At 71.8% G+C, this 22,321-nt stretch carries 19 protein-coding genes; 8 read left to right on the forward strand and 11 right to left on the reverse strand.

Annotation, left to right across the window (positions count from 1 at the left end; all coding sequences use genetic code 11):
- The first annotated feature begins 15 nt into the window (after positions 1-15).
- Positions 16-813, forward strand: coding sequence for a pentapeptide repeat-containing protein (locus BLV76_RS05250; RefSeq protein WP_090968185.1), 798 nt, complete (start codon positions 16-18; stop codon positions 811-813).
- Between the two features lie 49 nt (positions 814-862).
- Complete coding sequence (locus BLV76_RS05255; protein ID WP_090968186.1) at positions 863-1,642, forward strand: lysophospholipid acyltransferase family protein; 780 nt, start codon at positions 863-865, stop codon at positions 1,640-1,642.
- Positions 1,643-1,648: 6 nt separating this feature from the next.
- Here the strand turns inward: BLV76_RS05255 and BLV76_RS05260 are convergent, their stop codons facing one another.
- The 7 genes from BLV76_RS05260 to dnaK all read right to left on the reverse strand — a co-directional run bounded on the left by BLV76_RS05260 (position 1,649) and on the right by dnaK (position 10,851).
- Entirely contained in the window at positions 1,649-1,897 is a 249-nt protein-coding gene (locus tag BLV76_RS05260) for a hypothetical protein (RefSeq protein WP_090968187.1), read from the reverse strand.
- Positions 1,898-1,946: 49 nt separating this feature from the next.
- Positions 1,947-3,257 carry a reverse transcriptase family protein gene (locus tag BLV76_RS05265; RefSeq protein WP_090968188.1) on the reverse strand — a complete coding sequence of 437 codons (1,311 nt, stop codon included), beginning with the start codon at positions 3,255-3,257 and terminating at the stop codon, positions 1,947-1,949.
- Positions 3,258-3,565: 308 nt separating this feature from the next.
- Positions 3,566-6,475 (reverse strand): Ig-like domain repeat protein, encoded by a 2,910-nt coding sequence (locus tag BLV76_RS05270; protein WP_090968189.1) that lies wholly within the window; start codon positions 6,473-6,475, stop codon positions 3,566-3,568.
- Between the two features lie 121 nt (positions 6,476-6,596).
- The gene (locus BLV76_RS05275) at positions 6,597-7,013 is read right to left on the reverse strand and encodes a heat shock protein transcriptional repressor HspR (RefSeq protein ID WP_090968190.1); all 417 of its coding nucleotides are present in this window, start codon (positions 7,011-7,013) and stop codon (positions 6,597-6,599) included.
- Positions 7,014-7,083: 70 nt separating this feature from the next.
- The gene (dnaJ, locus tag BLV76_RS05280) at positions 7,084-8,259 is read right to left on the reverse strand and encodes a molecular chaperone DnaJ (protein WP_090968191.1); all 1,176 of its coding nucleotides are present in this window, start codon (positions 8,257-8,259) and stop codon (positions 7,084-7,086) included.
- Positions 8,260-8,305: 46 nt separating this feature from the next.
- Positions 8,306-8,980 carry a nucleotide exchange factor GrpE gene (grpE, locus tag BLV76_RS05285; RefSeq protein WP_245734549.1) on the reverse strand — a complete coding sequence of 225 codons (675 nt, stop codon included), beginning with the start codon at positions 8,978-8,980 and terminating at the stop codon, positions 8,306-8,308.
- Complete coding sequence (dnaK, locus tag BLV76_RS05290; RefSeq protein WP_090968192.1) at positions 8,977-10,851, reverse strand: molecular chaperone DnaK; 1,875 nt, start codon at positions 10,849-10,851, stop codon at positions 8,977-8,979. The genes grpE and dnaK overlap by 4 nt, the downstream gene beginning before the upstream one ends.
- A 192-nt stretch (positions 10,852-11,043) precedes the next feature.
- Here dnaK and BLV76_RS05295 point away from each other — a divergent pair, with 192 nt between their 5' ends.
- Complete coding sequence (locus BLV76_RS05295; protein WP_090968193.1) at positions 11,044-11,334, forward strand: Dabb family protein; 291 nt, start codon at positions 11,044-11,046, stop codon at positions 11,332-11,334.
- A gap of 85 nt (positions 11,335-11,419) precedes the next feature.
- Here the strand turns inward: BLV76_RS05295 and BLV76_RS05300 are convergent, their stop codons facing one another.
- Entirely contained in the window at positions 11,420-12,220 is an 801-nt protein-coding gene (locus BLV76_RS05300) for a GNAT family N-acetyltransferase (RefSeq protein ID WP_090968194.1), read from the reverse strand.
- Between the two features lie 118 nt (positions 12,221-12,338).
- Here BLV76_RS05300 and BLV76_RS05305 point away from each other — a divergent pair, with 118 nt between their 5' ends.
- The 3 genes from BLV76_RS05305 (at position 12,339) to BLV76_RS05315 (ending at position 16,835) form a co-directional block, all read left to right on the forward strand.
- Positions 12,339-13,052 carry a GDSL-type esterase/lipase family protein gene (locus BLV76_RS05305; protein ID WP_139306490.1) on the forward strand — a complete coding sequence of 238 codons (714 nt, stop codon included), beginning with the start codon at positions 12,339-12,341 and terminating at the stop codon, positions 13,050-13,052.
- A 210-nt stretch (positions 13,053-13,262) separates the two neighbouring features.
- Positions 13,263-15,296 (forward strand): M4 family metallopeptidase, encoded by a 2,034-nt coding sequence (locus BLV76_RS05310; protein ID WP_090968196.1) that lies wholly within the window; start codon positions 13,263-13,265, stop codon positions 15,294-15,296.
- A gap of 99 nt (positions 15,297-15,395) precedes the next feature.
- On the forward strand, positions 15,396-16,835 hold the full coding sequence (locus tag BLV76_RS05315) for a M28 family metallopeptidase (protein WP_090968197.1): 1,440 nt from the start codon (positions 15,396-15,398) through the stop codon (positions 16,833-16,835).
- 85 nt (positions 16,836-16,920) lie between these two features.
- Here the strand turns inward: BLV76_RS05315 and BLV76_RS05320 are convergent, their stop codons facing one another.
- Both BLV76_RS05320 and BLV76_RS05325 read right to left on the reverse strand, forming a co-directional pair.
- Positions 16,921-17,250, reverse strand: a complete 330-nt coding sequence (locus BLV76_RS05320; RefSeq protein WP_090968198.1) for a GIY-YIG nuclease family protein — start codon at positions 17,248-17,250, stop codon at positions 16,921-16,923.
- A 197-nt stretch (positions 17,251-17,447) separates the two neighbouring features.
- The gene (locus BLV76_RS05325) at positions 17,448-19,385 is read right to left on the reverse strand and encodes a M3 family metallopeptidase (protein WP_090968199.1); all 1,938 of its coding nucleotides are present in this window, start codon (positions 19,383-19,385) and stop codon (positions 17,448-17,450) included.
- Between the two features lie 64 nt (positions 19,386-19,449).
- On the opposite strand from BLV76_RS05325, the gene BLV76_RS05330 reads away from it, so the two are divergent.
- Positions 19,450-20,280, forward strand: coding sequence for an aldo/keto reductase (locus BLV76_RS05330; RefSeq protein WP_090968200.1), 831 nt, complete (start codon positions 19,450-19,452; stop codon positions 20,278-20,280).
- 224 nt (positions 20,281-20,504) lie between these two features.
- Positions 20,505-21,719: an MFS transporter gene (locus tag BLV76_RS05335; protein WP_245734550.1), complete on the forward strand. Its 1,215-nt coding sequence runs from the start codon at positions 20,505-20,507 to the stop codon at positions 21,717-21,719.
- On the opposite strand, the gene BLV76_RS05340 is transcribed toward BLV76_RS05335, so the two are convergent.
- Entirely contained in the window at positions 21,716-22,243 is a 528-nt protein-coding gene (locus BLV76_RS05340; protein WP_090968201.1) for a hypothetical protein, read from the reverse strand. The two genes, BLV76_RS05335 and BLV76_RS05340, sit on opposite strands and share 4 nt — an antisense overlap.
- Between the last annotated feature and the right edge of the window lie 78 nt (positions 22,244-22,321).

Here is a 22,321-nt window from a genome sequence, read left to right on the forward strand (position 1 = left end):
TGACACGATGGTCGGGTGAGCCTGCCCGTCCTCCCCGTCCTGTCGTCGGACTGCTCGCAGTGCAGCGGCCTGTGCTGCGTCCTGCTGCCGTTCTCGAAGGACGACGGGTTCAAGGTCTCCAAGTCCGGGGGCACGCCGTGCGCCAACCTCGCCGGCGACGACTCGTGCGGCATCCACGACACCCTGCGCCGGGACGGCTGGGTCGGGTGCACCCGCTTCGAGTGCTTCGGGGCGGGCCAGCACGTCACCCGGGTGACCTATGCCGGCGCCTCCTGGCGCGACCAGTCCGACCTCGGCGAGATGGCGGCCGTGCTCTCGGTGGTCCGGGGGCTGCACGAGATGCTGCTGCACCTGCGGACCGCCACCCGGCGCGCACCGGACGTCGTGCCCGACGGGCTGGTCGACGAGATCGTCGCCCTCGACCACGCCGACCCGGTCACCCTGCTGACGGCCGACGTCGACGACCTCCACGCTCGCGTCGGCGGCGTGCTGCGCGAGGCGAGCGCGCGGGTGCGCGGTGACAGCGCCGGCGCCGGCGTTGACCTGTCCTACGACGACCTGGCCGGGCAGGACCTGCGTGGACGCGATCTCCGGAGGGCGACCCTGCGCGGCGCGGTCCTCATCCGGGCCGACCTGCGCGGCCTCGCCCTCGACGACACCGACCTGCTGGGCGTCGACCTCCGCGACGCCGACGTCCGCGGCACCGACCTGTCGGCTGCCCTGTTCCTCACCCAGCCCCAGGTCAACGGCACGCGCGGGGACGCCGCGACCGTGCTCCCCGACGGGATGGACCGGCCGGGTCACTGGACCTGAGTAGTCGTACCCGTGCCCTCCGGGGCGCCGGGCGACCAGACTCCGTGCCATGGAACCCAGCACCTGGCAGCGCCCCGGCCTCCGCGCCGCTCTCCTCTACGCCTTCGCCGCCGGTCTCCTCGGCGCCGTCGTCTCTGCCGTCAGCCGTCTCGAGCTGACCCGTCGCTCGGTCCCGGACGCCGAGCTCCCCGCCGGCCCCGTCATCGTCGTCGCCAACCACACGAGCTTCGCCGACGGCATCCTGCTCGCCCTCGTCGGCCGTCGCCTCGGCCGCTCGCTCCGCCTGATGGCCACCGGCGGCGTCTTCCGCTCCGGCCTCGTCGGCCCGATCGTCCGGCGGCTGGGCTTCATCCCCGTGCTGCGCGGTACGTCGTCCGCCGCCGGCTCGCTCGACGCGGCCGCCACGGCGCTCGAGGCCGGCGAGGCCGTCGGCCTCTTCCCCGAGGGACGGATCACCCGCGACGAGGCGCACTGGCCCGAGCGCAGCAAGACGGGCGCCGTCCGCCTCGCGCTCCGCACCGGAGCCCCGATCGTCCCGGTCGCGCTCGTCGGCGCCGAGCGGGTCGTCGGCCGGCGCGGCATCCTGGCCCGGCTGCTGCGCAACACGGTCCTGCGACCCCGGGTGGCCGTCGCGGTCGGCGAGCCCATCGACGTACGACGCCTCGCCGGCCTGCCCGGATCGCCGGTCGAGCCGCTCGACGACGCCACCGTCCGACGCCTCGCCGACGACGTGATGGCCGTGCTGGTGGCCCAGGTCGCCGAGCTCCGCGGCGAGGACGCACCCCACCCCACCGGAGTGCCGGAATCGGCTCTCGGTCTCCCGGCCTGACGGACCTCAGGAGTAGCGGTGGCTCTTGGCCGCGTGGCCCTTCTCGCGCGTGCAGGTGCGACCGGAGATGTTGCGGTGGCCGCAGAGGTCGTCGGTGTCGGCCGTCGCCTCGACTGCCCGCTCCTCGACCTTCTTGGGTGCGGGCGGCGCCACGGGCGCCTGCGCCTTCGGCCGGCTCGGGGCCGCGGCCGCGCGCTTCTGCTGCTCGGCATACTTCGCCTCCCGCATCGCGCGGAGGTTGTCCATCTTGCTCATCGGCTGATCACCCCGTGACCCTATGCGGTGCCACCGACGATCGCCTCGGCTAGCGGCTCCAGTCGATCTCGCGGTGCACGGCCAGCAGCCGCGCGCCACGCAGCGTGTCGTGCTGGGCGACCCACGCGATGCGGCCGCGCAGGTGCTCCTCGAAGGCAGGCAGGTCGTCGCGGTTCTGGCTGCTCGGTCCGTGGACGAGGCAGTTGTGCAGGATCGCCCTGAGGAGGTCGACGTCGCGTCGCGAGACGCGGGGCCGCTCGTTGACGACGAGGCCGGCCAGTGCCTGGCGGCCGGCGCGCGGCATCACACCGGTCTTGCGGGGATTGAGCCGGAAGCCCTCGTCGACCACGATGCGCTCGACGGCGTCGATCAGCCGCGAGGTGCCGGTGCCCCAGCCGCGCTCGCCGGAGAACGCGAGGTCGTCGGCGTACCTCGTGTAGCGCCCGCCCCACGACCGCGCGAGCGCGGTGAGGCGGACGTCGAGGCCGAACGCGGCGAGGTTGGCCATCGCCGGCGACGTGGGCGCGCCCTGCGGTAGATGCGGTGCGGCGAGCCGGCGGCCGAGGCGCCAGTGGGCGTCGAGGAGGCCGTCGTCCGCCGGCGCCGGGATCGCCCGCCAGGCCGCAAGCGGCAGGACGGCGGTCACCAGCCCGGCGAGGGCGTGGGCCACCGGCTCGGGGTAGCCGGCGGAGCGCCAGATCCCGTAGACCCGGGACACCGTGACGCTGGCGAAGAAGGCCTCGAGGTCGAGGTGCAGGACCACGCTCCGGCCGGCGTGGGGGGCAGCGTAGGACCTCACCGAGCCGCCGGGACGGAAGCCGCGGGCGGCGTCGTGCGGCGGGACCAGGGACGCGACCTCGTGGAGCAGTCGGCGCTGGATCGCCTTCAGCCGGGGCTTGGGTGCCTCGAGCACGCGGATGCCACCGCTGGCGGCGACCAGGTGGCTGACGCGGTAGTGCTGGAGCGGCGCCTGCTTCGTGAGCCTGGCCAGGCGGCGCGGGTCGGCGAACCAGTCGAGCTCCGCGGGGCTGGTGCCGAGGAACGCTGCCAGGTCGCCGAGGTCGTCGAGGACCGGGAGGCGCCAGCGGTTGGCCAGCATGCGGGTCTCGGCGATCGGCAGCACGACCGCGCGGGCGCGCAGGGCCTTGGCGGCCGCCGGCCGTGAGGCGATGTTGGTGGCCAGCTCGCGCGGCCGGTCGACCGGAGCACGCGGATAGAGCTCGAGCACCTGCCGCACCAGCGGCGCGAGCCACCGTGGGCGTCGGCCGAGCACGACCGCTCCGCTGGCCTCCAGCCCGGGCCGGGTCCACTCCCCGGCCACGAAGCCTGCCGCGAGCGCCCGGGCGAGCTCCGGCCTCATCCGGCCGGCCGGCTGGCGTGCGGCAGCGCAGCCCGACCTGTCCCGTCGTGCGCGCGACCTCCTGCAGCGAAGCACAGCGCGTCGCGCGCGGTGCAGTGCCCGAACGTTCCGGTGGTCCCCGGGGTAGCCCCGGAGAAGCTGACCGGTGACGCGCACCGGTGAGCCGTCTCGAAGAAGCGCTGCCGCACCCTCGGCACCCTAACCGGACAGGACGACAGCGCTCAGGGGCCGAGCCGGACTGGCCGGGGTCGGACGCACAGGATCCCGGGACGAGCCGGCCGCGCCGTCCGTCCCGGGATCCCGTGGTGTCACCGGGTGATGCTGAGCCGCACCGTCTGCGCGCCCTGCGAGCTCGTGAGCTTCAGGGACACGGTGCGCCCGGCCTTGAGCGAGTCGGGCGCGGTCAGGAAGGCCACCCACCCGGTGATGGCGCCGGTGCGACCGACCATCCGGAAGCTGCTCGCGGTGACCGCGTCCGAGCCCGAGAGCTTCGGCGCCTTGGTCGACATCACGTGGAGCACGCGACGCGAGCCCTTGCCCAGCGTCCAGGCCGAGCCGACCTGCTTCGAGCGCGCCAGCCAGGTGCCGAGCACCCGGTAGGACGCGGTCGAGGTGGTGACGTTGCCCGCGACGTCGGTCGTGGTGGCCGTCGAGGTCATCGCACCGAACGGACCGCCGGTCGTGACGACCGTGCAGGACGCGAGGCCCGACAGGGCGTCGCCGCCCTCGCACTGACCGATGCGGGCACGGCCCTTGTAGGTCTTGCCGTCACCCACCCGCGACACCGACGCGGTGGGGGCCGTCAGGTCGAGGTTGTAGGGGCCGGCGGTGACGGTGGTGACACCGCCGTCGGTGCCGGTGACGGTGCGGGTGACGTACTGGCCGGCACCCTCCTTGGCCAGGACCACGGGGGCCGGGCAGGAGGTCACGTCGGAGCCGCAGACGAAGGACACGGTGACCGGGCCGTTGAACCAGCCGCTGTGACCCTGGCCGTCCGCCTTCGGCGTGACCACGGGGGCCTTGCGCGAGGAGGACGCCGAGGAGGCCTCGTGGTCGGCGTCGCCGGCGTAGGAGGCGCCGACGACCGAACCGCCGTCGTTGGACGTGCCCTCCAGGGTCGCCGTGCCGTCGGCGAGCGGGGCGGAGCCCACGTCCACCCCGTCGACGTAGAAGGTCACGTCGCCGGTCGGCTCGCCCGCACCGGTGACGGTCGCGGTGAGCTTGCCGGTGGCCGCGGTGACCGTCGTGGTGGTCGGCGCCTTCGCGACGACGAACGACGACTCGTCGTTGCCGCGGGCGAAGGAACCGTCCGCAGAGATGTACGCCGCGCCGAGGGTGTGCAGGCCGGCGTGGAGGCCGCTCACGTCGGGCAGCGCGGCCACGCCGTCGGAGCCCACGGTGACCGGCACGCCGACGGTGGTGCCGTCGAGGGAGAACTGCACGGTGCCGGTGGGCGTCCCGGCGACGCTGGAGACGGTCGCCGAGACCGGCACGTCAGCGCCGAAGACGATGCCGGAGACCGGGGTCACCGTCACCTCGGTCGCGACTGCCTCCACCACGAGGGTGGCCGTGGCGGAGGCGCCGCCGACGGTGGCCGTCACCTGGTAGACGCCGGCGGTCGCCGGGGTGCAGCTGGCCGTGACGCACGAGGTCGAGGCGCCACCGTCGTAGGGCGCGAAGGAGATCGCCGCGGACGAGGTGAGGTCGCCGAGGTCGTTGCCGAAGGCGTCCTTGCCGGTCACGGTGTAGCTGCGCGACTGCCCGGCCGCCACGACCGCGTTGGCCGGGGACAGCTTGAGGGTCGCGACGTCGGCGGCCGTGACGGTGAGCGTCGCCGAGTCGGTCACGGCTGCGCCACCGGCACCGGGGGTGCTGGCGTTGATGGTGTAGTCACCGACCGCGTCGATCTTGCAGACGCCGCTCGGGCAGGCGACGTTGGTGCCGCCCGGTCCGGTCCAGGTCACGAGCGACTGGCCGGTGAGGTCACCGAGGGCGTTGCCGTAGGTGTCGGTGCCGGTGACTGTGTAGTCGACCTGCTCGCCCGCTGCCGCCGTGCCGGTGGCCGGGGTGAGGTCGATCGAGGCCGCGGCACCCGCGACGACCTTGAACGTCGCTTTCTGGACGAAGGTGCCATAGGTGCCGGTCACGGTGTAGGTGCCGATCTCAGTCGCCGAGCAAGCCGTCGCCGTGCACGCAGCTCCGGTGGTGCCGCCCGTCGGCGCGATCGTGAGCGCCTGAGGCGTCACGGTCGCCGAGGCCGAGCCGTCGGTGACGGTCATCGTCACCGGGTTCGCCACTCCGGCAGCGACCGAGGGCGCGCCCACGGCCAGGTCGGCGTCGGTGATCGGGGAGCTGTAGGTGATCTTCATCTGCGGGGCGAGCGCAGCGGTGTTGACCGCGACGGTGCCGCCGCTCGGGACGAGGGACGACCCGCCGCCACCGCCGGTGCCGCCGGCAAAGACGCCGCCACCGCCACCGCCACCGCCGTACAGGCCACCGCCGCCGCCGCCGCCGTAGGGCGATGCGCCCGTGCCGCCGACGCCGAGCTGGCCAGCGGTGGCTCCGCTGCCGCCCGCGCCTGCCGCACCGCCGGCGACCTGCGTCGCGCCCTTGCCGGGTGTGTTGCTCGTCGCGGGGCTGCGAGTGCCGTCGTTGCCCACGAGGCCGGCGTCGCCGCCGTTGGCGCCGTTGATGTCGGCGCCTCCTCCGCCGCCGGCCACGAGGATCCTGGAGGACAACGTGGCTGCGTCGGTCCCCGGGAGGGAGCGGAGGTCGGTCGCGCCGCCGCCGCCGCCGCTGCCGAGGCTCCTGCCTCCGCCGTTCCAGCCACCGGTCGAGATGTTGGCCGGGCCACCGACGCGGACGTAGTAGGTCGAGCCAGGAGTGACCGAGACGTTGGCGGTGACGACGGCGCCACGGCCGGGCGTGGCGTCGACTGCGTTGCCCTGGTACGTCGAGGCGTTGGCGCCGACCGCCGTCACGTCGACGCTGTGCACGCCATGGGGGACGACGAGGGTCTGCTCGGCGCCGGTGAAGGCGTAGGGCAGGGTGCAGTTGAAGTGGTCCCCCGCGAGGACGCAGTCCGTCGCGGGATTGGCCGCGAACGCGGCGGGAGCACCGAGGCCCACGAGGGCCAGGGTGGTCGCAGGAAGGGCGAGCGCGGTGAGTGTGCGCAGCCCGCGTCGCGCGGTCGCGCCGACGGAGATCCGGGAGGTCATGGGCGAATCAGAACCTGCGCCGGCGGGACACCTCAGGCGAATGGAGCCGCCGTGGACGCGCCGTGGACGGTTGTGGCAGTCCTGTGGCTCGAGCCCACCCTCTCGGGCTGAGCAGAACGGGTCATCCCGGCCGGCGCCAGACGACGACCGACTGGCCGGCCGAGGTGTGAAGGACGGGCAGCTTGTTGGCCGACGCGGACGTGGTGGCGCGCGCGGCGACCGCACGGCGTACGGCGTCGAGCTCTGCGAGGAGCTCCTCGTTGCGGGCGCGGAGGGCGTCGACCTGGAGCTCCAGGTCCATGATGCGGCGGACGCCCTCGACCCCGACGCCGGCGCTGGTGAGGTCGGCGATCTCGCGGAGCCGCTCGAGGTCGCGGTGGGAGTAGCGACGGCCGCCGCCCCCGGTGCGGCCGGGCTGGATCAGGCCCATGCGCTCGTAGGCGCGCAGGGTCTGGGGGTGCAGCCCGGTCAGCTCCGCCGCCACGCTGATGACGTAGACGGCGGCGTCGGGGGACGGCGTGCCGAAGGGAGTGCTCATCTCGGGGTCCCCGCGGCGTTGTTCGACAGAGGAGCGAAGCGGGGGAGGCGAAGAACGTCGTGGGGTGAGTTCATGAGGAGAACAGCCCTTCGCGCAGCGGCTTGCCGGCCGTCGCCGTGCGGTAGGCCTCGAGGGCCTCGCGCGCGGTGGGGTCGAGGGTGGCCGGGACCTGGACCTCGACGGTGGCGAGCAGGTCGCCCTTGGAGCCGTCGCGCTTGGTCGCGCCCTTGCCGCGCACCCGGAAGGTGCGGCCGTTGGGGGTGCCCGCGGGCAGCTTGAGCGTGACCGGCGAGCCGCCGAGCGTCGGGATCCTCACCTCGGCACCGAGCGCTGCCTCGTCGAAGGAGACGGGTACGTCGATGGTCAGGTTGTCGTCCTTGCGCCCGAACACGCGGTGCGGGCTCACGGTGACCTTCACGAACAGGTCGCCGGCGGGCCCGCCGTGCTCGCCCGGGGCGCCCTTGCCCTTGAGGCGGATCTTCGCGCCGTCCTTGACCCCGGCGGGGATGCGGGCCTGGATGGCGCGCGCGGACGTGCCGCGGCCGGAGCCGTGGCAGGTCGGGCAGGCCTCGTCGTACACGAGCTGGCGTCCGCCGCACGCGGGGCAGGTCTCCTGCATCGCGAACGCGCCGCCGGCGCCGGAGGTGACGAAGCCGGCGCCCTCGCACTGCGGGCAGATGTGCGGCCGGGTGCCGGGCTTGCCGCCCGTGCCCTGGCACGTCTCGCACGCGGTGTCGGTCGGCAGCCGCAGGGACAGCGTCACGCCGTCGAGCGCGTCGGTGAACGCGATCGTCGCGTGGCTCTCCATGTCGGCGCCGCGACGCGGCCGGGCGGCCTGCTGCTGGCGGGTGCGCTGGCCGCCGCCGAAGAGGTCGCCGAACATGTCGCCCAGCCCGCCGCCGGCGCCGGCGCGCTCGCGCAGCAGGTCGTCGAGGTTGAAGCCGCCACCGTTGAAGCCGCCACCGCCACCACCCATGCCGGGGCCGAACCCGCCACGCGACTGCAGCGCGCGGAACTCGTCGTACTTGCCCCGCTTGGCCTCGTCGCCGATGACGTCATAGGCCTCGGCGACGGACTTGAACTTCTCGTGCTTGGCGTCGTCGCCGGGGTTGGAGTCGGGGTGGTTCTCGCGCGCGAGCTTGCGGTAGGCCTTCTTGATGTCGGCCGCGCTCGCGTCCTTGGCGACGCCGAGGACCTGGTAGAAGTCCTTGGTCGCCCAGTCGTTGCGGAAGCCCTCGTCAGCCATGGGCGTGCCTCCTCTCGGTGGTGTTGTCGTGGCGCACCACGGCGGCTCAGGCCTCGACGGGGTCGACCACCAGGACCTGTGCGGCGCGCACCACCCGGTCACCGATCTTGTAGCCGGCCTTCGCGATGTGCTTGCACGTCACCACCTCGACCTCCGGGTCGGTGCCCAGGTGGCTGAGCGCCTCGTGGAGGTTGGGGTCGAACGGGTCGCCGGGCTCGCCGAAGCGGGTCAGCCCGAGGTTGGTCACGACGCCGGTGAGCTGGTCGGCGACGGCCTTGAAGCCGCCCGCGATCTCCTCGTGCTCGCGCGCCCGGTCGATGGTGTCGAGCACCTCGATGATGGGCGCGAGGACGCGGAACGTGGCGTTCTCGGTGGTCAGTTGGCGGTCGCGGTCGACGCGCTTGCGGTAGTTGGCGTACTCCGCCTGCAGGCGCTGCAGGTCGGCGGTCCGCTCCGCGAGCTGTACGTCGGCCGAGGGCGGGAGGTCGGTCTCGCCGGCCTCCGCGTCGATGACGTCCTCGGGCTCCAGTGGTCCGCCCTCCTCGAGCCAGTTGTCGACGCCGCTGATGTCGCGGTCGGCGCCGGGGTCGGTCGTGGTGTCGGACGCCGCGTCCGGCTGGCCGGCCGAGGCCGAGGCGCCCTCCACGGGCACCTCGACCTCGGTCTCGTCGGCCATCTCGCCGGCCGCGTCCCCGAAGGATCCGCTGCCGGGGGTGGTCACTTGTTCTCACCCTCCGAGTCGGACGAGGTCTCGCCCTCGACGGGCTCGTCGACGATCTCGGCGTCGACGACGTCGTCGTCGGCCTCGCCCGTCGCTCCGGTGGCACCACCCGCGGCGGCCTGGTCGGCCTCCGCGGCGGCGTACATCGCGGCGCCCATCTTCTGGCTGGACTCGTTGAGCTTGGTGACGCCGGCGGTGATCTCCTCGGAGGTGGCGTCCTCCTTGGCGAGGGTCTCCTTGAGCGCGTCGACGTCGGCCTGGACCTCGGTCTTCACGTCGTCGGGGAGCTTGTCGCCGTTGTCGGTGAGGAACTTCTCGGTCGTGTAGACGAGCTGGTCGCCCTGGTTGCGGGCCTCGACGGCCTCGCGGCGCTTCGCGTCCTCCTCGGCGTACTGCTCCGCCTCCTTGACCATGCGGTCGATCTCGTCCTTGCCGAGCGCCGAACCGCCGGAGATCGTCATCGACTGCTCGCGGCCGGACGCCTGGTCCTTGGCCGAGACGTGCACGATGCCGTTGGCGTCGATGTCGAAGGTGACCTCGATCTTCGGCACGCCGCGCGGAGCCGGAGGGAGGCCGGTCAGCTCGAAGTTGCCGAGGGGCTGGTTCTGGCTCCACATCTGGCGCTCGCCCTGCGCGACCTTGATCTCCACCGACGGCTGGTTGTCGTCAGCGGTGGTGAAGATCTCCGACCGCTTGGTGGGGATGGTGGTGTTGCGCTCGATGAGCGTGGTCATCACGCCGCCCTTGGTCTCGATGCCGAGGGAGAGCGGGGTGACGTCGAGGAGCAGCACGTCCTTGACCTCGCCCTTGAGGACACCGGCCTGGAGGGCGGCGCCGACGGCGACGACCTCGTCGGGGTTGACGCCCTTGTTGGGCTGCTTGCCGCCGAGGAGCTCGGTGACGACCTCGGTGACGGCCGGCATGCGGGTCGAGCCGCCGACGAGGACCACGTGGTCGATGTTGGAGACCGCGACGCCGCCGTCCTTGAGCACCGACTGGAACGGCGCCTTGGTGCGCTCGAGCAGGTCGGCGGTGAGCTTCTGGAACTCGCTGCGGGTCAGCTTCTCCTCGAAGTGGAGCGGGCCGGACTCGCCGTGGGTGATGTAGGGCAGGTGGACCGTGGTCTCGCTGGACGAGGAGAGCTCGATCTTCGCCTTCTCCGCGGCCTCCTGGAGGCGCTGCTTGGCGATCTTGTCGGCCGCGAGGTCGACGCCGTTGCTGTCCTTGAACTTCTTGACCATCCACTCGACGACGCGGTTGTCCCAATCGTCGCCACCGAGGTGGTTGTCACCGGAGGTCGCCTTGACCTCGACGACGCCCTCGCCGATCTCGAGCAGGGACACGTCGAACGTGCCGCCACCGAGGTCGAAGACGAGGATCGTCTGGTCCTCGCCCTTGTCGAGGCCGTAGGCCAGCGCGGCCGCGGTGGGCTCGTTGACGATGCGGCTGACGTTGAGGCCCGCGATCTCGCCGGCCTCCTTGGTCGCCTGGCGCTGCGCGTCGGAGAAGTACGCCGGCACGGTGATGACCGCGTCGGTCACGGTCTCGCCGAGGTAGGCCTCCGCGTCGCGCTTGAGCTTCTGCAGCACGAACGCGCTGATCTGCTGCGGAGTGAACTTCTTGTCATCGATGTCCACCGACCAGTCCTCGCCCATGTGGCGCTTGACGGACCGGATGGTGCGGTCGACGTTGGTGACCGCCTGACGCTTGGCGACCTCGCCGACGAGGACCTCGCCGGACTTGGTGAACGCCACGACGGACGGGGTGGTCCGCGCGCCCTCGGCGTTCGCGATGACGGTGGGCTCCCCACCTTCGAGGACGGCGACGACGGAGTTCGTCGTGCCGAGGTCGATGCCGACCGCTCGAGCCATGGTGCTACCTCCTGCTTGGTTCTTCCGGATGCTTGGGGTTGTCGCCATCCTGCCGCGCTGCGGATCAGGAGGCAAAACACTTGAGTCGATCTGACTCAACTCTCGTTATCCAGTTCAACGCACGGGCGCGGCGGATGTTCCCGGATCCGGACGGCAGTTCCGCGTGCCCCGCGTCACACCTACGGTGGGCGCATGATCCGGCACACCGTCGCCTTCCGTCTCCACCACGACACCGGCTCGGCGGAGGAGGCCGACTTCCTCGCTGCCGCGCGCGCCCTGGGCGACATCCCGGGCGTGACCACCTACGAGCAGCTGCGCCAGACGAGCCCGAAGAACGACTTCACCTTCGGCTTCTCGATGGAGTTCGCCGACCAGGCCGCCTACGACGGCTACAACGAGCACCCGGTGCACACCGCGTTCGTCGCCGAGCGCTGGGTGCCCGAGGTCGCCGACTTCCTGGAGATCGACTACACGCCGCTCTGAGTCGGCAGGAGCTGAGCGTCCCCACCGCCGAGTCGGCAGGAACTTCGCGCCGACTCAGCGGCCGGGCGCGACAGCTCGCGCCGACTCAGCGCGTCCAGACGTAGGGCGTCGTGGTGGTGACGGCGCGCAGGCCGGAGCGCTCGAGGATGGGGCGCGACATGTCGGTGCAGTCGGAGTGGATGTAGCGGATCCCCCGGTCGAGGGCCGACCTCGCGCGGGCGGAGACCAGCGCGCGGTAGATCCCGCGGCCGCGGAAGTCCGGCAGGGTCGAGCCGCCCCAGATGCCGGCGAACTCGGTGCCCTCGACGGGCGTCAGCCGGCCGCCGCACACGACGGTGTCGCCGACCTCGGCGACCCAGAACTCCGACGCATCCTTCTCGAGCTCGCGCATCGACGAGGCGAGCGAGGGCCCGCGGCCGCCGCCGAAGACCGACTCCTGCGCGGCGAGCATCCGCGTCAGGTCGTCGGCCGCCGTCGGTCCGGGCAGGACGCGGCGCACGACGACGGGGCCGTCGGGCGTGTCGGCGAGGGGCACGTCGACCGCGAGCAGCGACGCCTCCCCGATCATCACCGTCTCGACCGGCTCGGCGACGAGGCCGTGGGCGACGAGCCGATCACCCAGGTCGGCGGGGAGGTCGTGGCCGCGCGACTTCCACTCGAAGGACTCGACGTCGGTGTCGTCGCGGTAGTGCGCGACGGTGCGTGCGACGAGCGCGTCGAGCGCGGTGCCCGAGACGCCGCCGAGGTCGCGGTAGGACACGAAGCCGCCGTGGTCGAAGACCGCCCGCCACAGCGGACCGTCCTGGTCGACCGAGGTCGCCCTGGCCATCTCGGCCCCCGTGCGGAGCTGGTCGTCGTACGCCGTCAGGAGCGGGTCGGTCGTCATGGGCCGCAGCCTAGATCGGCCGGGACGGGCCGCGCCTGCCGATAAAGCTGCCGGATGTAGGGGAAATCTCAGGGACATTCCGCTGCACAAACGGCTCGGCAGACCGCACACTTTCCGTGTGATCCATCGGGGGAACCTGCGCCGGGTGTTCGGCGCCTCAGTCGTGGTGACGCTGGTCGCCGCCCTGCTGGCGTTCTACGTCGCCGATCGCGCAGGCGCCGGCGCGACCCGCTGCCAGCAGCACCGCGTCGACGCGCGCGAGCGCGCGTCGATCGTGACCGGCGAGGGCGAGCAGGTCCTGGTGATCGGCGACTCGTGGTCGGTCGGCCTCGGCCAGGAGGACCTGGGCGTCTCGTGGCCCGACCGGCTCCCCGGCCGCGTGCACGTCGCCGGCTTCTCCGGCTCGGGCTTCAGCGCCAGCGCGAGCTCGTGCGGCCACGTCTCCTTCCACGCCCGCGCGGCGGCCGCCGTCGCCGTCGTCCGCCCCCGGCTCGTGGTCGTCGAGGGCGGCCTCAACGACTTCGACCGCACCGACGCGGCGATCGAGCGCGGGTTCCGCTCCCTGATGGGCGACCTGGTCGCCGAGCACGTCGTCGTGGTGGGTCCGGCCGCCGCGCCCTCGCGGGCCGCCGCGATCCCCCGGGTCGACGCCGTCCTGGCCCGCCTCTGCGCGGAGTACGGCGTCCCCTACATCCCCACGGATGACCTCGACCTCGACTACCTCGACGACGACCTGCACCTCACCGAGGACGGGCACGCCGAGTTCGGCGACGCCGTGGCCGAGCGAATCGCTGCCGTGGACCCGGCGCGACCGGCGGTTCTGCTGCCCTGATCGCGCTCTGCGCAACGGAATCGCGCGAGCGTCCGACTATCGGACCCACCGCAAGATTTGCGGTCGGGATGTGCATCTTCTCGCGTTGCAGGATCATGCAGATCAAGGCTCATTGACGAAAGTATGAGCGATTGCGAAGTTGTGCACTGGTCCGCATCACCCAATCCGTCATCGGGCTCCCGGGCTCGAACTCACGATTGGAACACCCCAGTGAAATCAACTCGACTGGCCGCACTGGCCGGTATCGCAGCGACCGCGGTCGCTGCGTCGTTCCTGGCACCGACCGCCACCCCGGCCGACGCCGCACCCACGGCGGGCAACCCCCGCCTCGAGGCCCAGCAGGCTGCTGCTTCCTGGGTCCAGGGCCACGGAAACGCGCTGGAGCGCGCGACCGCGGACTCGTTCGTCCGCACAGGCACGTACGACGGTGACGCCGGCGTCTACTCGATGGCCTACGAGCGCACCCACGAGGGCCTCCGTGTCGTCGGCGGCGACTTCGTCGTCCTCGCCAACTCCGCCGGCCAGGTCGTCGGCTCGTCGGTCGCGCAGGAGCAGCCCGTCGAGATCGGCAGCACCACGCCGACCGTCAAGGCCGCACGTGCCGCCCAGGTCGCGCAGGGCCAGGTCGACCAGGTCAGCGACTCCTCGGCGCCGGAGCTGGTCATCTGGCACCGCGACGCCGGCACCAGGCTGGCCTACGAGGTCGAGGTCCGCGGCGTCGACGCGGGCAACGTGTCGTGGCAGAAGGTGTGGGTCGACGCCAACGACGGCTCGGTGCTCGAGTCGCGCGAGCAGATCGCGCACGGCACCGGCACGGCGGCGTACTCCGGTCCCAACCCGGTCTCGATCCAGACGAGCGGCTCGGGCAGCAGCTTCAGCATGACCGACCCGACCGCCACCACGCTCAAGTGCCAGAACGCCTCCGGCAACGCCACCTTCACCGGCACCGACGACGTGTGGGGCAACGGCGACCCGACCAACCGTGAGACGGGCTGCGTCGACGCGCTCTACGCCGCGCAGCAGCTCAAGGGGATGCTGTCGTCGTGGCTCGGCCGCAACGGCATGAACGGCTCGGGCGGCTGGGTGCCGATCCGCGTCGGGCTCAACGACGTGAACGCCTACTACGACGGCACCCAGGTCCAGATCGGCCACAGCCAGACCGGCGGTCGCTGGATCTCCTCGATCGACGTCGTGGCGCACGAGTTCGGCCACGGCATCGACGACAAGACCCCCGGCGGCATCTCCGGCGGCGGCACGCAGGAGTTCGTCGGTGACGCGTTCGCCACGGCGACGGAGTACTACGACAACCAGCCCTCGCCCTACGACACCCCCGACCACACCATCGGCGAGGAGATCGACCTCGTCGGCCAGGGCCCGATCCGCGACGGCTCCAACCCGGCCAACGTGGGCGACCCGTCCTGCTACTCCAGCTCGATCCCCAACGCGGAGGTGCACGCGGCCGCCGGTCCCGGCGACCACTGGTTCTACCTCCTCTCGCGCGGCGGCGTCTCGAAGTGCAACGGCCAGTCCGTCACCGGCATCGGCGAGCAGGCGGCGATCAAGGTCCTCTACAACGGGATGCTGATGAAGACCTCGTCGTCGAACTACCTCAAGTACCGCACCTGGACGCTCACCGCTGCGAAGAACCTCGACAGCACCTGCGCCCAGTTCAACGCGGTCAAGGCTGCCTGGAACGCCGTCAACGTGCCGGCCCAGACCGGCGACCCGACGTGCGGTGGCACCACCACGACGCCGCCGACCACGCCGCCCACCACGCCGCCGACCGGTGGCAACCTGCTGCTGAACCCGGGCTTCGAGTCCGGTGCGACGAGCTGGACCGGCACCTCCGGCCCCATCACCAACAACACCGGCCGCGCGGCCCGCACGGGCTCGTGGAAGCTGTGGCTCGGCGGCAACGGCTCGTCGAGCACTGAGACCGTCAACCAGTCGGTCGCCATCCCGGCCTCGGCCACCGCGGCGACCCTGTCGTACTGGATCCGCACCGACACCGCCGAGACCGGCTCGACGGCGTACGACACCATGCGGGTGCAGGTCGTGGACGGGTCCACCGTGACCACGCTGCGCACCTTCACCAACGTCGGCACCAACGCGACGTACACGCAGTACTCCTCCAACCTGGCGGCGTACAAGGGCAGGACGGTCACCATCCGCTTCACGATGACCGAGGACTCGTCGCTGCAGACCAGCTTCGTGGTCGACGACACCGCGCTGAACGTCTCCTGACGTCTCACCGCCTCTGACGGGGCGGGGCAGCAGTGCTGCCCCGCCCCGTCATCCATCTGTCCACGAGCACAGCCGTTCCTACTCTCGGGAGACCACGACATGCGCAGCATCCGTACGACCGCCCTCACCGCCGTCGCGTCGGCCACCCTCGTCGCCAGCCTGACCGGGGTGGCACTGGCCGGCACCACCTCGCCGGCCGCCGCGGCCCCCTCGCCGGATCTGAGCGTCACCAACGTGACCGCCAGCCTGCAGGCGCTGCAGGACATCGCGACCGCCAACGGCGGCAACCGCGCGACCGGCCGCCCGGGCTACAAGGCCTCGGCCGACTGGGTCAGGGCCAGGCTCGACGCGGCAGGCTTCACCACGCAGCTCCAGTCGTTCTCGACCTCGTCGGGGACGTCCTACAACGTCATCGCCGACTGGCCGGGCGGCGACCCCGAGCACGTCGTGATGACCGGCGCGCACCTCGACAGCGTCTCGGCAGGCCCGGGCATCAACGACAACGGCACCGGCTCGGCCGCGATCCTCGAGGCCGCGCTCGCGTGGGCCGCCAGCGGCAACACCGCGAGGAACCACCTGCGCTTCGCGTGGTGGGGCGCTGAGGAGCAGGGCCTGCTCGGCTCCAACTACTACATGCGCACCCTGCCGACGGCCGACAAGGACCGCATCGACCTCTACCAGAACTACGACATGGTCGGCTCGCCGAACCCGGGCTACTTCGTCTACGACGACAACCCCGTCGGCAACGAGGCGCGCGACGCGATGACGGCGTACTACACGTCGAAGGGCATCCCGTGGGAGTACATCGACGTGCAGGGCCGCTCGGACCACGCGTCGTTCCGCAGCTACGGCATCGCCACGACCGGGATGTACGCCGGTGGCGAGGACATCAAGACCAGCGCGCAGGCGCAGAAGTGGGGCGGCACGTCCGGGCGGGCGTTCGACCCCTGCTACCACCGCTCCTGCGACACGATGGCCAACATCAACAGCACCGCGCTCGACCGCAACCTCGACATGATCGGCCACATGGTCTGGCTCTACGCCGACAAGGACCTCGGTGGCACCAGCGTCCCGCCGACCGGCACCAACCTGCTCGCCAACCCGGGCTTCGAGTCCGGCGCCGCCTCGTGGACCGGCACCTCCGGCGCGATCACGAGCAACACCGGCCGCCCGGCCCACGCCGGCTCGTGGAAGGCGTGGCTCGGCGGCAACGGGCGCACGGCCACCGAGTCGGTGCAGCAGCAGGTGACGATCCCGGCCTCCGCGACCGCCGCGTCGCTGTCGTACTGGCTGCGCACCGACACCGCCGAGACCGGCTCGACCGCCTACGACACGCTGAAGGTGCAGGTCGTCAGCGGGGGTACGACGACCACGCTGCGGACGGTGAGCAACGCCGGCGCCACCGCCACCTGGGCGCAGACGACCCACAGCCTGCTCGCCTACCGCGGCAAGACGATCACCGTGAAGTTCCTCGCGACCGAGGACTCGTCCCTCCAGACGAGCTTCGTCCTCGACGACACCGCGGTCACGACCTCGTAGGTCCGACCTCATGCACAGGTGGTCGAGTAGCCAGCGAGCGCCAGCGAGTCGGCGTATCGAGACCCCTCGCTCGGCACTCGACCACCTAGGGAGTCAGGTCACCGGGACCCGACCCGTCCGCCGTACCCGGTCGGGAGAAGTCCTTCTTCGCCAGAGCCGGTAGGCCTTCGTAGTCACCCGCGATGAGCGCCAGCCTCTTTGCCCGGCTCCAGTTCTGGACCTGCTTCTCACGAGCGAAGGCGTGCGAGGGGTTCTCGTGCTCCTCGTGCCAGACGAGCTCGACCGGGAGACGCGAGCGCGTGTAGTTGGCTCCCATTCCCATCTGGTGCTGGTGCACGCGTTCCTGCAGGAGGCGCGTGCTCCCGACGTACAGCGAGCCGTCCGAGCACCGGAGCATGTAGACGTAGGCGATCATCGATCGAGCCTCACGGCCAGCTGCCGTCAGCGACAGTGGGGGCACCGGATCTGTGGACAGGTCACGAACGGGCACTCGACCGCCCAGGGTTCAGGTGCTCGGGTAGCCGGCGAGCGCCAGCGAGTCGGTGTATCTCAACCCGGAGGAGCGAGGGGTCTCGATACGCCTCGCTCGTTCCTCGCTCGGCACTCGACCACCTACTCCTCGAGCCAGGCGGTCCAGGCGTCGAAGGAGTAGGGGCGGCCGAGGAAGTCGGCGACGAGGTCGGCGGCGTCGGCGCGGCCGCCCTGGGCGAGGACCTTGTCGCGGTAGGCGTGGGCCACGTCGGGCGCGAAGAGGTCGTCGTCGTCGAAGGCGGAGAAGAGGTCCTTCGCGATCACGAGCGACCACATGTAGGTGTAGTAGCCCGAGGAGTAGCCGTCGAGGTGGCCGAAGGCGCAGTGCATGTGCCCGCCCTCGAGCGGCGGGAAGACCGAGTAGCGGCGCTGGAGCTCGTCGCCGTACGCCGTGAGGTCGTCGTGCGGGCCGGCGTGGAAGTAGTAGGACCGCGCGGCGTAGGCCATCTGCTGGGCGGCGTAGACGCCCTTGCCGAAGTGGTCGGCGCGGCGCATCGCGGCGACCAGCTCGGCCGGGATGGTCTCGCCGGCGGCGTTGCGCGCGAAGGTCGCGAGGACGTCCGCGTCCCAGGCCCACTCCTCGAGCATCTGGCTCGGCGCCTCGACGAAGTCCCACTCGGTGGCGACGCCGGAGAAGCGGGTCCACCGGCCCTGGCCGCCGAGCACGTGGTGCACGAGGTGGCCGAACTCGTGGAACAGCGTGACGACCTCGTCGTGCTCCATCAGGCCGCGGTTGAAGTTGCAGACCAGCACGCCCTCGGGCAGCTGCACGCCGGCGATGCCCTTGACCATGTCGAACTGCGCCGCGTGCTTGAACTTGCCCTCACGCGGGTGGAGGTCGAGGTGGATGCGGCCGATCCGCACCCCGTCGAGGCCGACGTCGTAGCTCGCGACCTCGTCGTGCCAGGTGCCGGCCTCCGCGCGGTCGACCGGCGTCCACTCGAGGCCGAACAGCCGGCCGGTGACGTCGAGGAGGCCCTGCCGGACCTGCTCGAAGGGAAAATAGGTCCGCACGACCTGGCCGTCGACGTCGTACTGCTCGCGGCGGACGAGCTCGGAGTAGTAGCGCGAGTCGTAGGTGGCCACGACGTCGGTGCCGGGCACGTCGACCCGCTTGCGCTCGAGCAGCACGCCGAGCTCGCTGGCGGCGCGCTCGTTGGCGGCGGTGCTGATCCGGTCGATGAAGTCGGCGACGGCCTGACCGCTGCCGATCATCTTGACCTCGGTGTCGTAGTCGGGCCACGAGTCGTAGCCGAGGAGCTCGGCGGTCTCGCGGCGGATCGCGAAGATGCCCTGCAGCACCTCGTCGTTGGCGGGCCAGGCGACGTTGTTCTGCGCGAGCGCGAGCTCGTGACGGGCCTCGCCGTCGGCGCCGAAGGTCATGAACGGCACGAGGTCGGGGTAGTCGGTGGTGATCGTGACGAGCCCGTCGTCGCCGGGCTCGTGGCCGGCGCGGTAGTCGTCGGGCAGCCCCGCCAGGCGCTCGGGCGCGACCTTGATCGAGCGGACGTCGTCGCGGATGTTGCGGCCGAAGTCCTGCGAGAGCCTCACGCCCTGCTCGCTGAGCTCCTTCAGCCGGTCGCGCGTGGCCTCGTCGCGGTCGACACCGGCACGGCGGAAGTCGCGCAGCGTGTGCTCGAGGACCCGGGTCGCGCCTGCGTCGAGGGCCGCCGGGTCGAGCCGGTCGGACAGCCCCGCGAAGACGGCGTACAGCTCCAGGTCCTGCCCCAGCTCGGTGACGTACTTCTGCACCTCCTGGCTCAGCTCGTCGGCGCGGTCGCGGACCGCGGCGTCCGGGTGTACCTCGGCCCAGAGCGCGACGGCGTCGGCGTTGGCGATCGCGGTCTCGGCGCGGTTCCAGGCGGCGAGCACCTCGTCGGCCGCACCGGTCTTCACCGCCTCGACCTCGCGCCTCGCCTCGTCGAGGGAGCCCTCGCAGCGCTCGCCGACCCAGGTCAGCCAGTCACCGCCTCCGGGGAGCGCGAGGGGGACGAGCGGGGTCTCGGTCTCGGAAGTCACCCCAAGAGACTAGGACGCCCCCGGTGCCCGGAATACCTCGCGGGTTGCCTGCGTAGGAACCTGTATGACTGTTCCCGACATCGCACTCCACGACGGCACGACCATCCCCCAGCTCGGCTTCGGCGTCTTCCAGGTCCCGCCGGAGGACACCGCCGCCACCGTGGCCACGGCACTTGAGGCGGGCTACCGCCACATCGACACCGCCCAGATGTACGGCAACGAGGCCGGCGTCGGCGAGGCGATCAAGGCCTCCGGCATCGCGCGTGACGAGCTCTACGTCACCACCAAGCTCAACAACTCCTTCCACCTCCCCGACGACGCGCGCCGCGAGATCGACGCCTCGCTCGACAAGCTCGGCCTCGACCAGGTCGACCTCTTCCTCATCCACTGGCCGCTGCCCAACAAGTACGGCGGCGACTTCGTGCAGACCTGGCGCGCGCTGATCGAGGCGCAGGAGGCCGGCAAGACCCGCAGCATCGGCGTCTCGAACTTCCAGCCCGCCCACCTCGAGCGCATCGTCTCCGAGACCGGCGTCGTCCCCGTCGTCAACCAGGTCGAGGTGCACCCGTTCTTCGCCAACGAGGACGTCCGGTCCGCCAACGCCAAGCACGGGGTGCTGACCGAGGCGTGGTCGCCGATCGCGCAGGGCAAGGTCATGGACGACGACACCATCGGGGAGATCGCCTCCCTCGTCGGGCGTACGCCGGCCCAGGTCGCGCTCCGCTGGCACGTCCAGCGCGGCGACATCATCTTCCCGAAGTCGATGAACGCCGACCGGATGAAGCAGAACTTCGAGATCTTCGACTTCGAGCTCGAGCCGACCCACATGTCCGCGCTCGACGAGCTCGACCGCGGCGAGGCCGGCCGGATGGGCCCGAACCCGGACACCTTCTGATCTCGTCCTGAGCGCTGATCTCGCCTGAGCGGTGATCTCGCCTGAGCGCTGATCTCGTCCTGAGCGGTGAGTGACCCACATTCCCGGCGTGCGGAATGTGGGTCACGCACCGCCCCCCGGTGCGTCGTGCGCGCGTCGGCCCGGTGGCGGTGAGTGAGCCACCTCTCGCCACGATGGAATGTGGCTCACTCACCGCTCGTCGGATCGGCTGAGAGGATGCGGCAGTGACCTCGGGCAGCGCGGCGGACTTCAGGTTCCGCGACATCGCGCTGGTGGCGTACGGCCCCTCCGTCGTCTCGGCGATCGGGCACGGCGCGATCATGCCGGTGCTCGCCCTGCGGGCGCGCGACCTCGGTGCGGACATCAGCGTCGCGGCTGCGATCGTCGCCCTGGTCGGCGTGGGGCAGCTGCTCGCGAGCCTGCCGTCGGGCGCCCTCATCGCGCGCATCGGGGAGCGGCGGGCGCTCGTGGCGGCGGGCTTCGTCGACGCGTGCGCGATGGCCTTCGCGGCCCTCACCGACTCCGTCCTCGGGCTCGCGGCCGGTGTGCTCCTGAGCGGGGTGTGCTGGACGCTGTTCCTCATCGCGCGGCAGGGCTTCATGATCGACGTCGTCCCCGAGACCCACCGCGCGCGGGCGATGTCGCTCCTGGGTGGTTCCTACCGCGTCGGGGTGCTGGTCGGGCCGCTGATCGGCGCGGGCCTGATCCACGTCACGAGCATCACCAGCGTCTTCTGGCTCGGCGCCGTGATGTCGGTGACCGCATCGCTGCTGGCCGGCACCATGCCCGACCTCGGCGAGGAGAAGCGGGCCGTCGCGAAGGCCAGCGGCCACCTCGGCGTGTGGACCGTGATCCGCTCCCACCGGCGCGTGCTCGCGACCGTCGGCTCCGCGGTCGTCATCCTCGGCATGAGCCGGTCGCTGCGGCTGAGCCTGCTGCCGCTGTGGGCCGACCACCTCGGGCTGTCGGCGTCGACGACGTCGCTGATCTTCGCGGGCGCGGCAGCGATCGACGTCGCCTTCATGTGGCCGGGCGGGTGGCTGATGGACGTGCGGGGACGGATGTACGTCGCGGTGCCGGTCGTGCTGTCGATGGCGCTCGCCTGCCTGCTGCTGCCGCTCGCGACCAACGTCGTCACGGTCTCGCTGGTGATGGCGATGATCGCGTGCGGCAACGGCCTCGGCTCGGGCATCGTGATGACGCTCGGCGCGGACTCCGCGCCCCTCGACGGGAGGCCGCAGTTCCTCGGCGCCTGGCGGCTGTGCGGCGACATCGGCAACTCCGGCGGCCCGCTCCTGGTCAGTGCGGTCGCCGCCGTCGCTCCGCTGGCGACGGCGTGCCTCGTGCTCGGCGCGCTGATCCTCGCCGGCACCGGCTGGGTCGGCTACTGGACCCGACGCGTCGACGTGGCGCGCGCGGCGGAGATGAGCGGCGTCTAGCCGACGGTGACGGTGACCTCGTTGGAGACCGCATCGGAGTCGGTGTCAACGACCCGGAACTTGTTCGGCCCGGTGCGGCTCGTCTGGACGTAGGTCGCGAACGTGCCGCCGCTGACCGACATGGTCACCGGGAAGTCGGTCCACTGCTCGTTCTCGAACCGCTGCACCTGGAGGATCGCGCCCTCACCACCGGCGTAGGTGCCGGTGAGGTCGATCTGCTGCATCGGGCTCACCGACTGCTGCGCCGCGGACAGCGCGATGCCGGTGTCGGGGGCCTCGGTGGTCGACGGTGCACCCGGGCTGGGCTCGGTCGCCTCCGGCGGCGTCTCGGTGCTCGTGTCGGTGGGCTTCGGCAGCTCGAACGTCGACGGGCTGTCGCTGCTGCCGCTCGCGGAGGACGAGCCCCCGATGCCGGTGGCCTTGACCCCGATCATCACGGCCCCGCCCACGATGAGGCCCAGGACGACGGCGACGCCGACCAGGGCGATGAGCCCGGTCAGGACCGGGCGCTTCTCGGTGTCCATGAGGACCTCTCCAGCGACAACAGGGTCTCGCCATCATCCAAGATGGCTGGTCACCGGGCCAACTCGATCCGACCGGGT

Origin of the sequence: Nocardioides exalbidus (genome assembly GCF_900105585.1) — a bacterium.
GTDB lineage: Bacteria > Actinomycetota > Actinomycetes > Propionibacteriales > Nocardioidaceae > Nocardioides > Nocardioides exalbidus.

Bases quoted from the DNA above. Each gene is read 5' to 3' on its own strand.
- BLV76_RS05255 (WP_090968186.1), top strand. From the start codon at position 863: ATGGAACCCAGCACCTGGCAGCGCCCCGGCCTCCGCGCCGCTCTCCTC.
- BLV76_RS05260 (WP_090968187.1), bottom strand. From the start codon at position 1,897: ATGAGCAAGATGGACAACCTCCGCGCGATGCGGGAGGCGAAGTATGCC.
- BLV76_RS05265 (WP_090968188.1), bottom strand. From the start codon at position 3,257: ATGAGGCCGGAGCTCGCCCGGGCGCTCGCGGCAGGCTTCGTGGCCGGG.
- BLV76_RS05270 (WP_090968189.1), bottom strand. From the start codon at position 6,475: ATGACCTCCCGGATCTCCGTCGGCGCGACCGCGCGACGCGGGCTGCGC.
- BLV76_RS05275 (WP_090968190.1), bottom strand. From the start codon at position 7,013: ATGAGCACTCCCTTCGGCACGCCGTCCCCCGACGCCGCCGTCTACGTC.
- dnaJ (WP_090968191.1), bottom strand. From the start codon at position 8,259: ATGGCTGACGAGGGCTTCCGCAACGACTGGGCGACCAAGGACTTCTAC.
- dnaK (WP_090968192.1), bottom strand. From the start codon at position 10,851: ATGGCTCGAGCGGTCGGCATCGACCTCGGCACGACGAACTCCGTCGTC.
- BLV76_RS05295 (WP_090968193.1), top strand. From the start codon at position 11,044: ATGATCCGGCACACCGTCGCCTTCCGTCTCCACCACGACACCGGCTCG.
- BLV76_RS05300 (WP_090968194.1), bottom strand. From the start codon at position 12,220: ATGACGACCGACCCGCTCCTGACGGCGTACGACGACCAGCTCCGCACG.
- BLV76_RS05315 (WP_090968197.1), top strand. From the start codon at position 15,396: ATGCGCAGCATCCGTACGACCGCCCTCACCGCCGTCGCGTCGGCCACC.
- BLV76_RS05320 (WP_090968198.1), bottom strand. From the start codon at position 17,250: ATGATCGCCTACGTCTACATGCTCCGGTGCTCGGACGGCTCGCTGTAC.
- BLV76_RS05330 (WP_090968200.1), top strand. From the start codon at position 19,450: ATGACTGTTCCCGACATCGCACTCCACGACGGCACGACCATCCCCCAG.
- BLV76_RS05340 (WP_090968201.1), bottom strand. From the start codon at position 22,243: ATGGACACCGAGAAGCGCCCGGTCCTGACCGGGCTCATCGCCCTGGTC.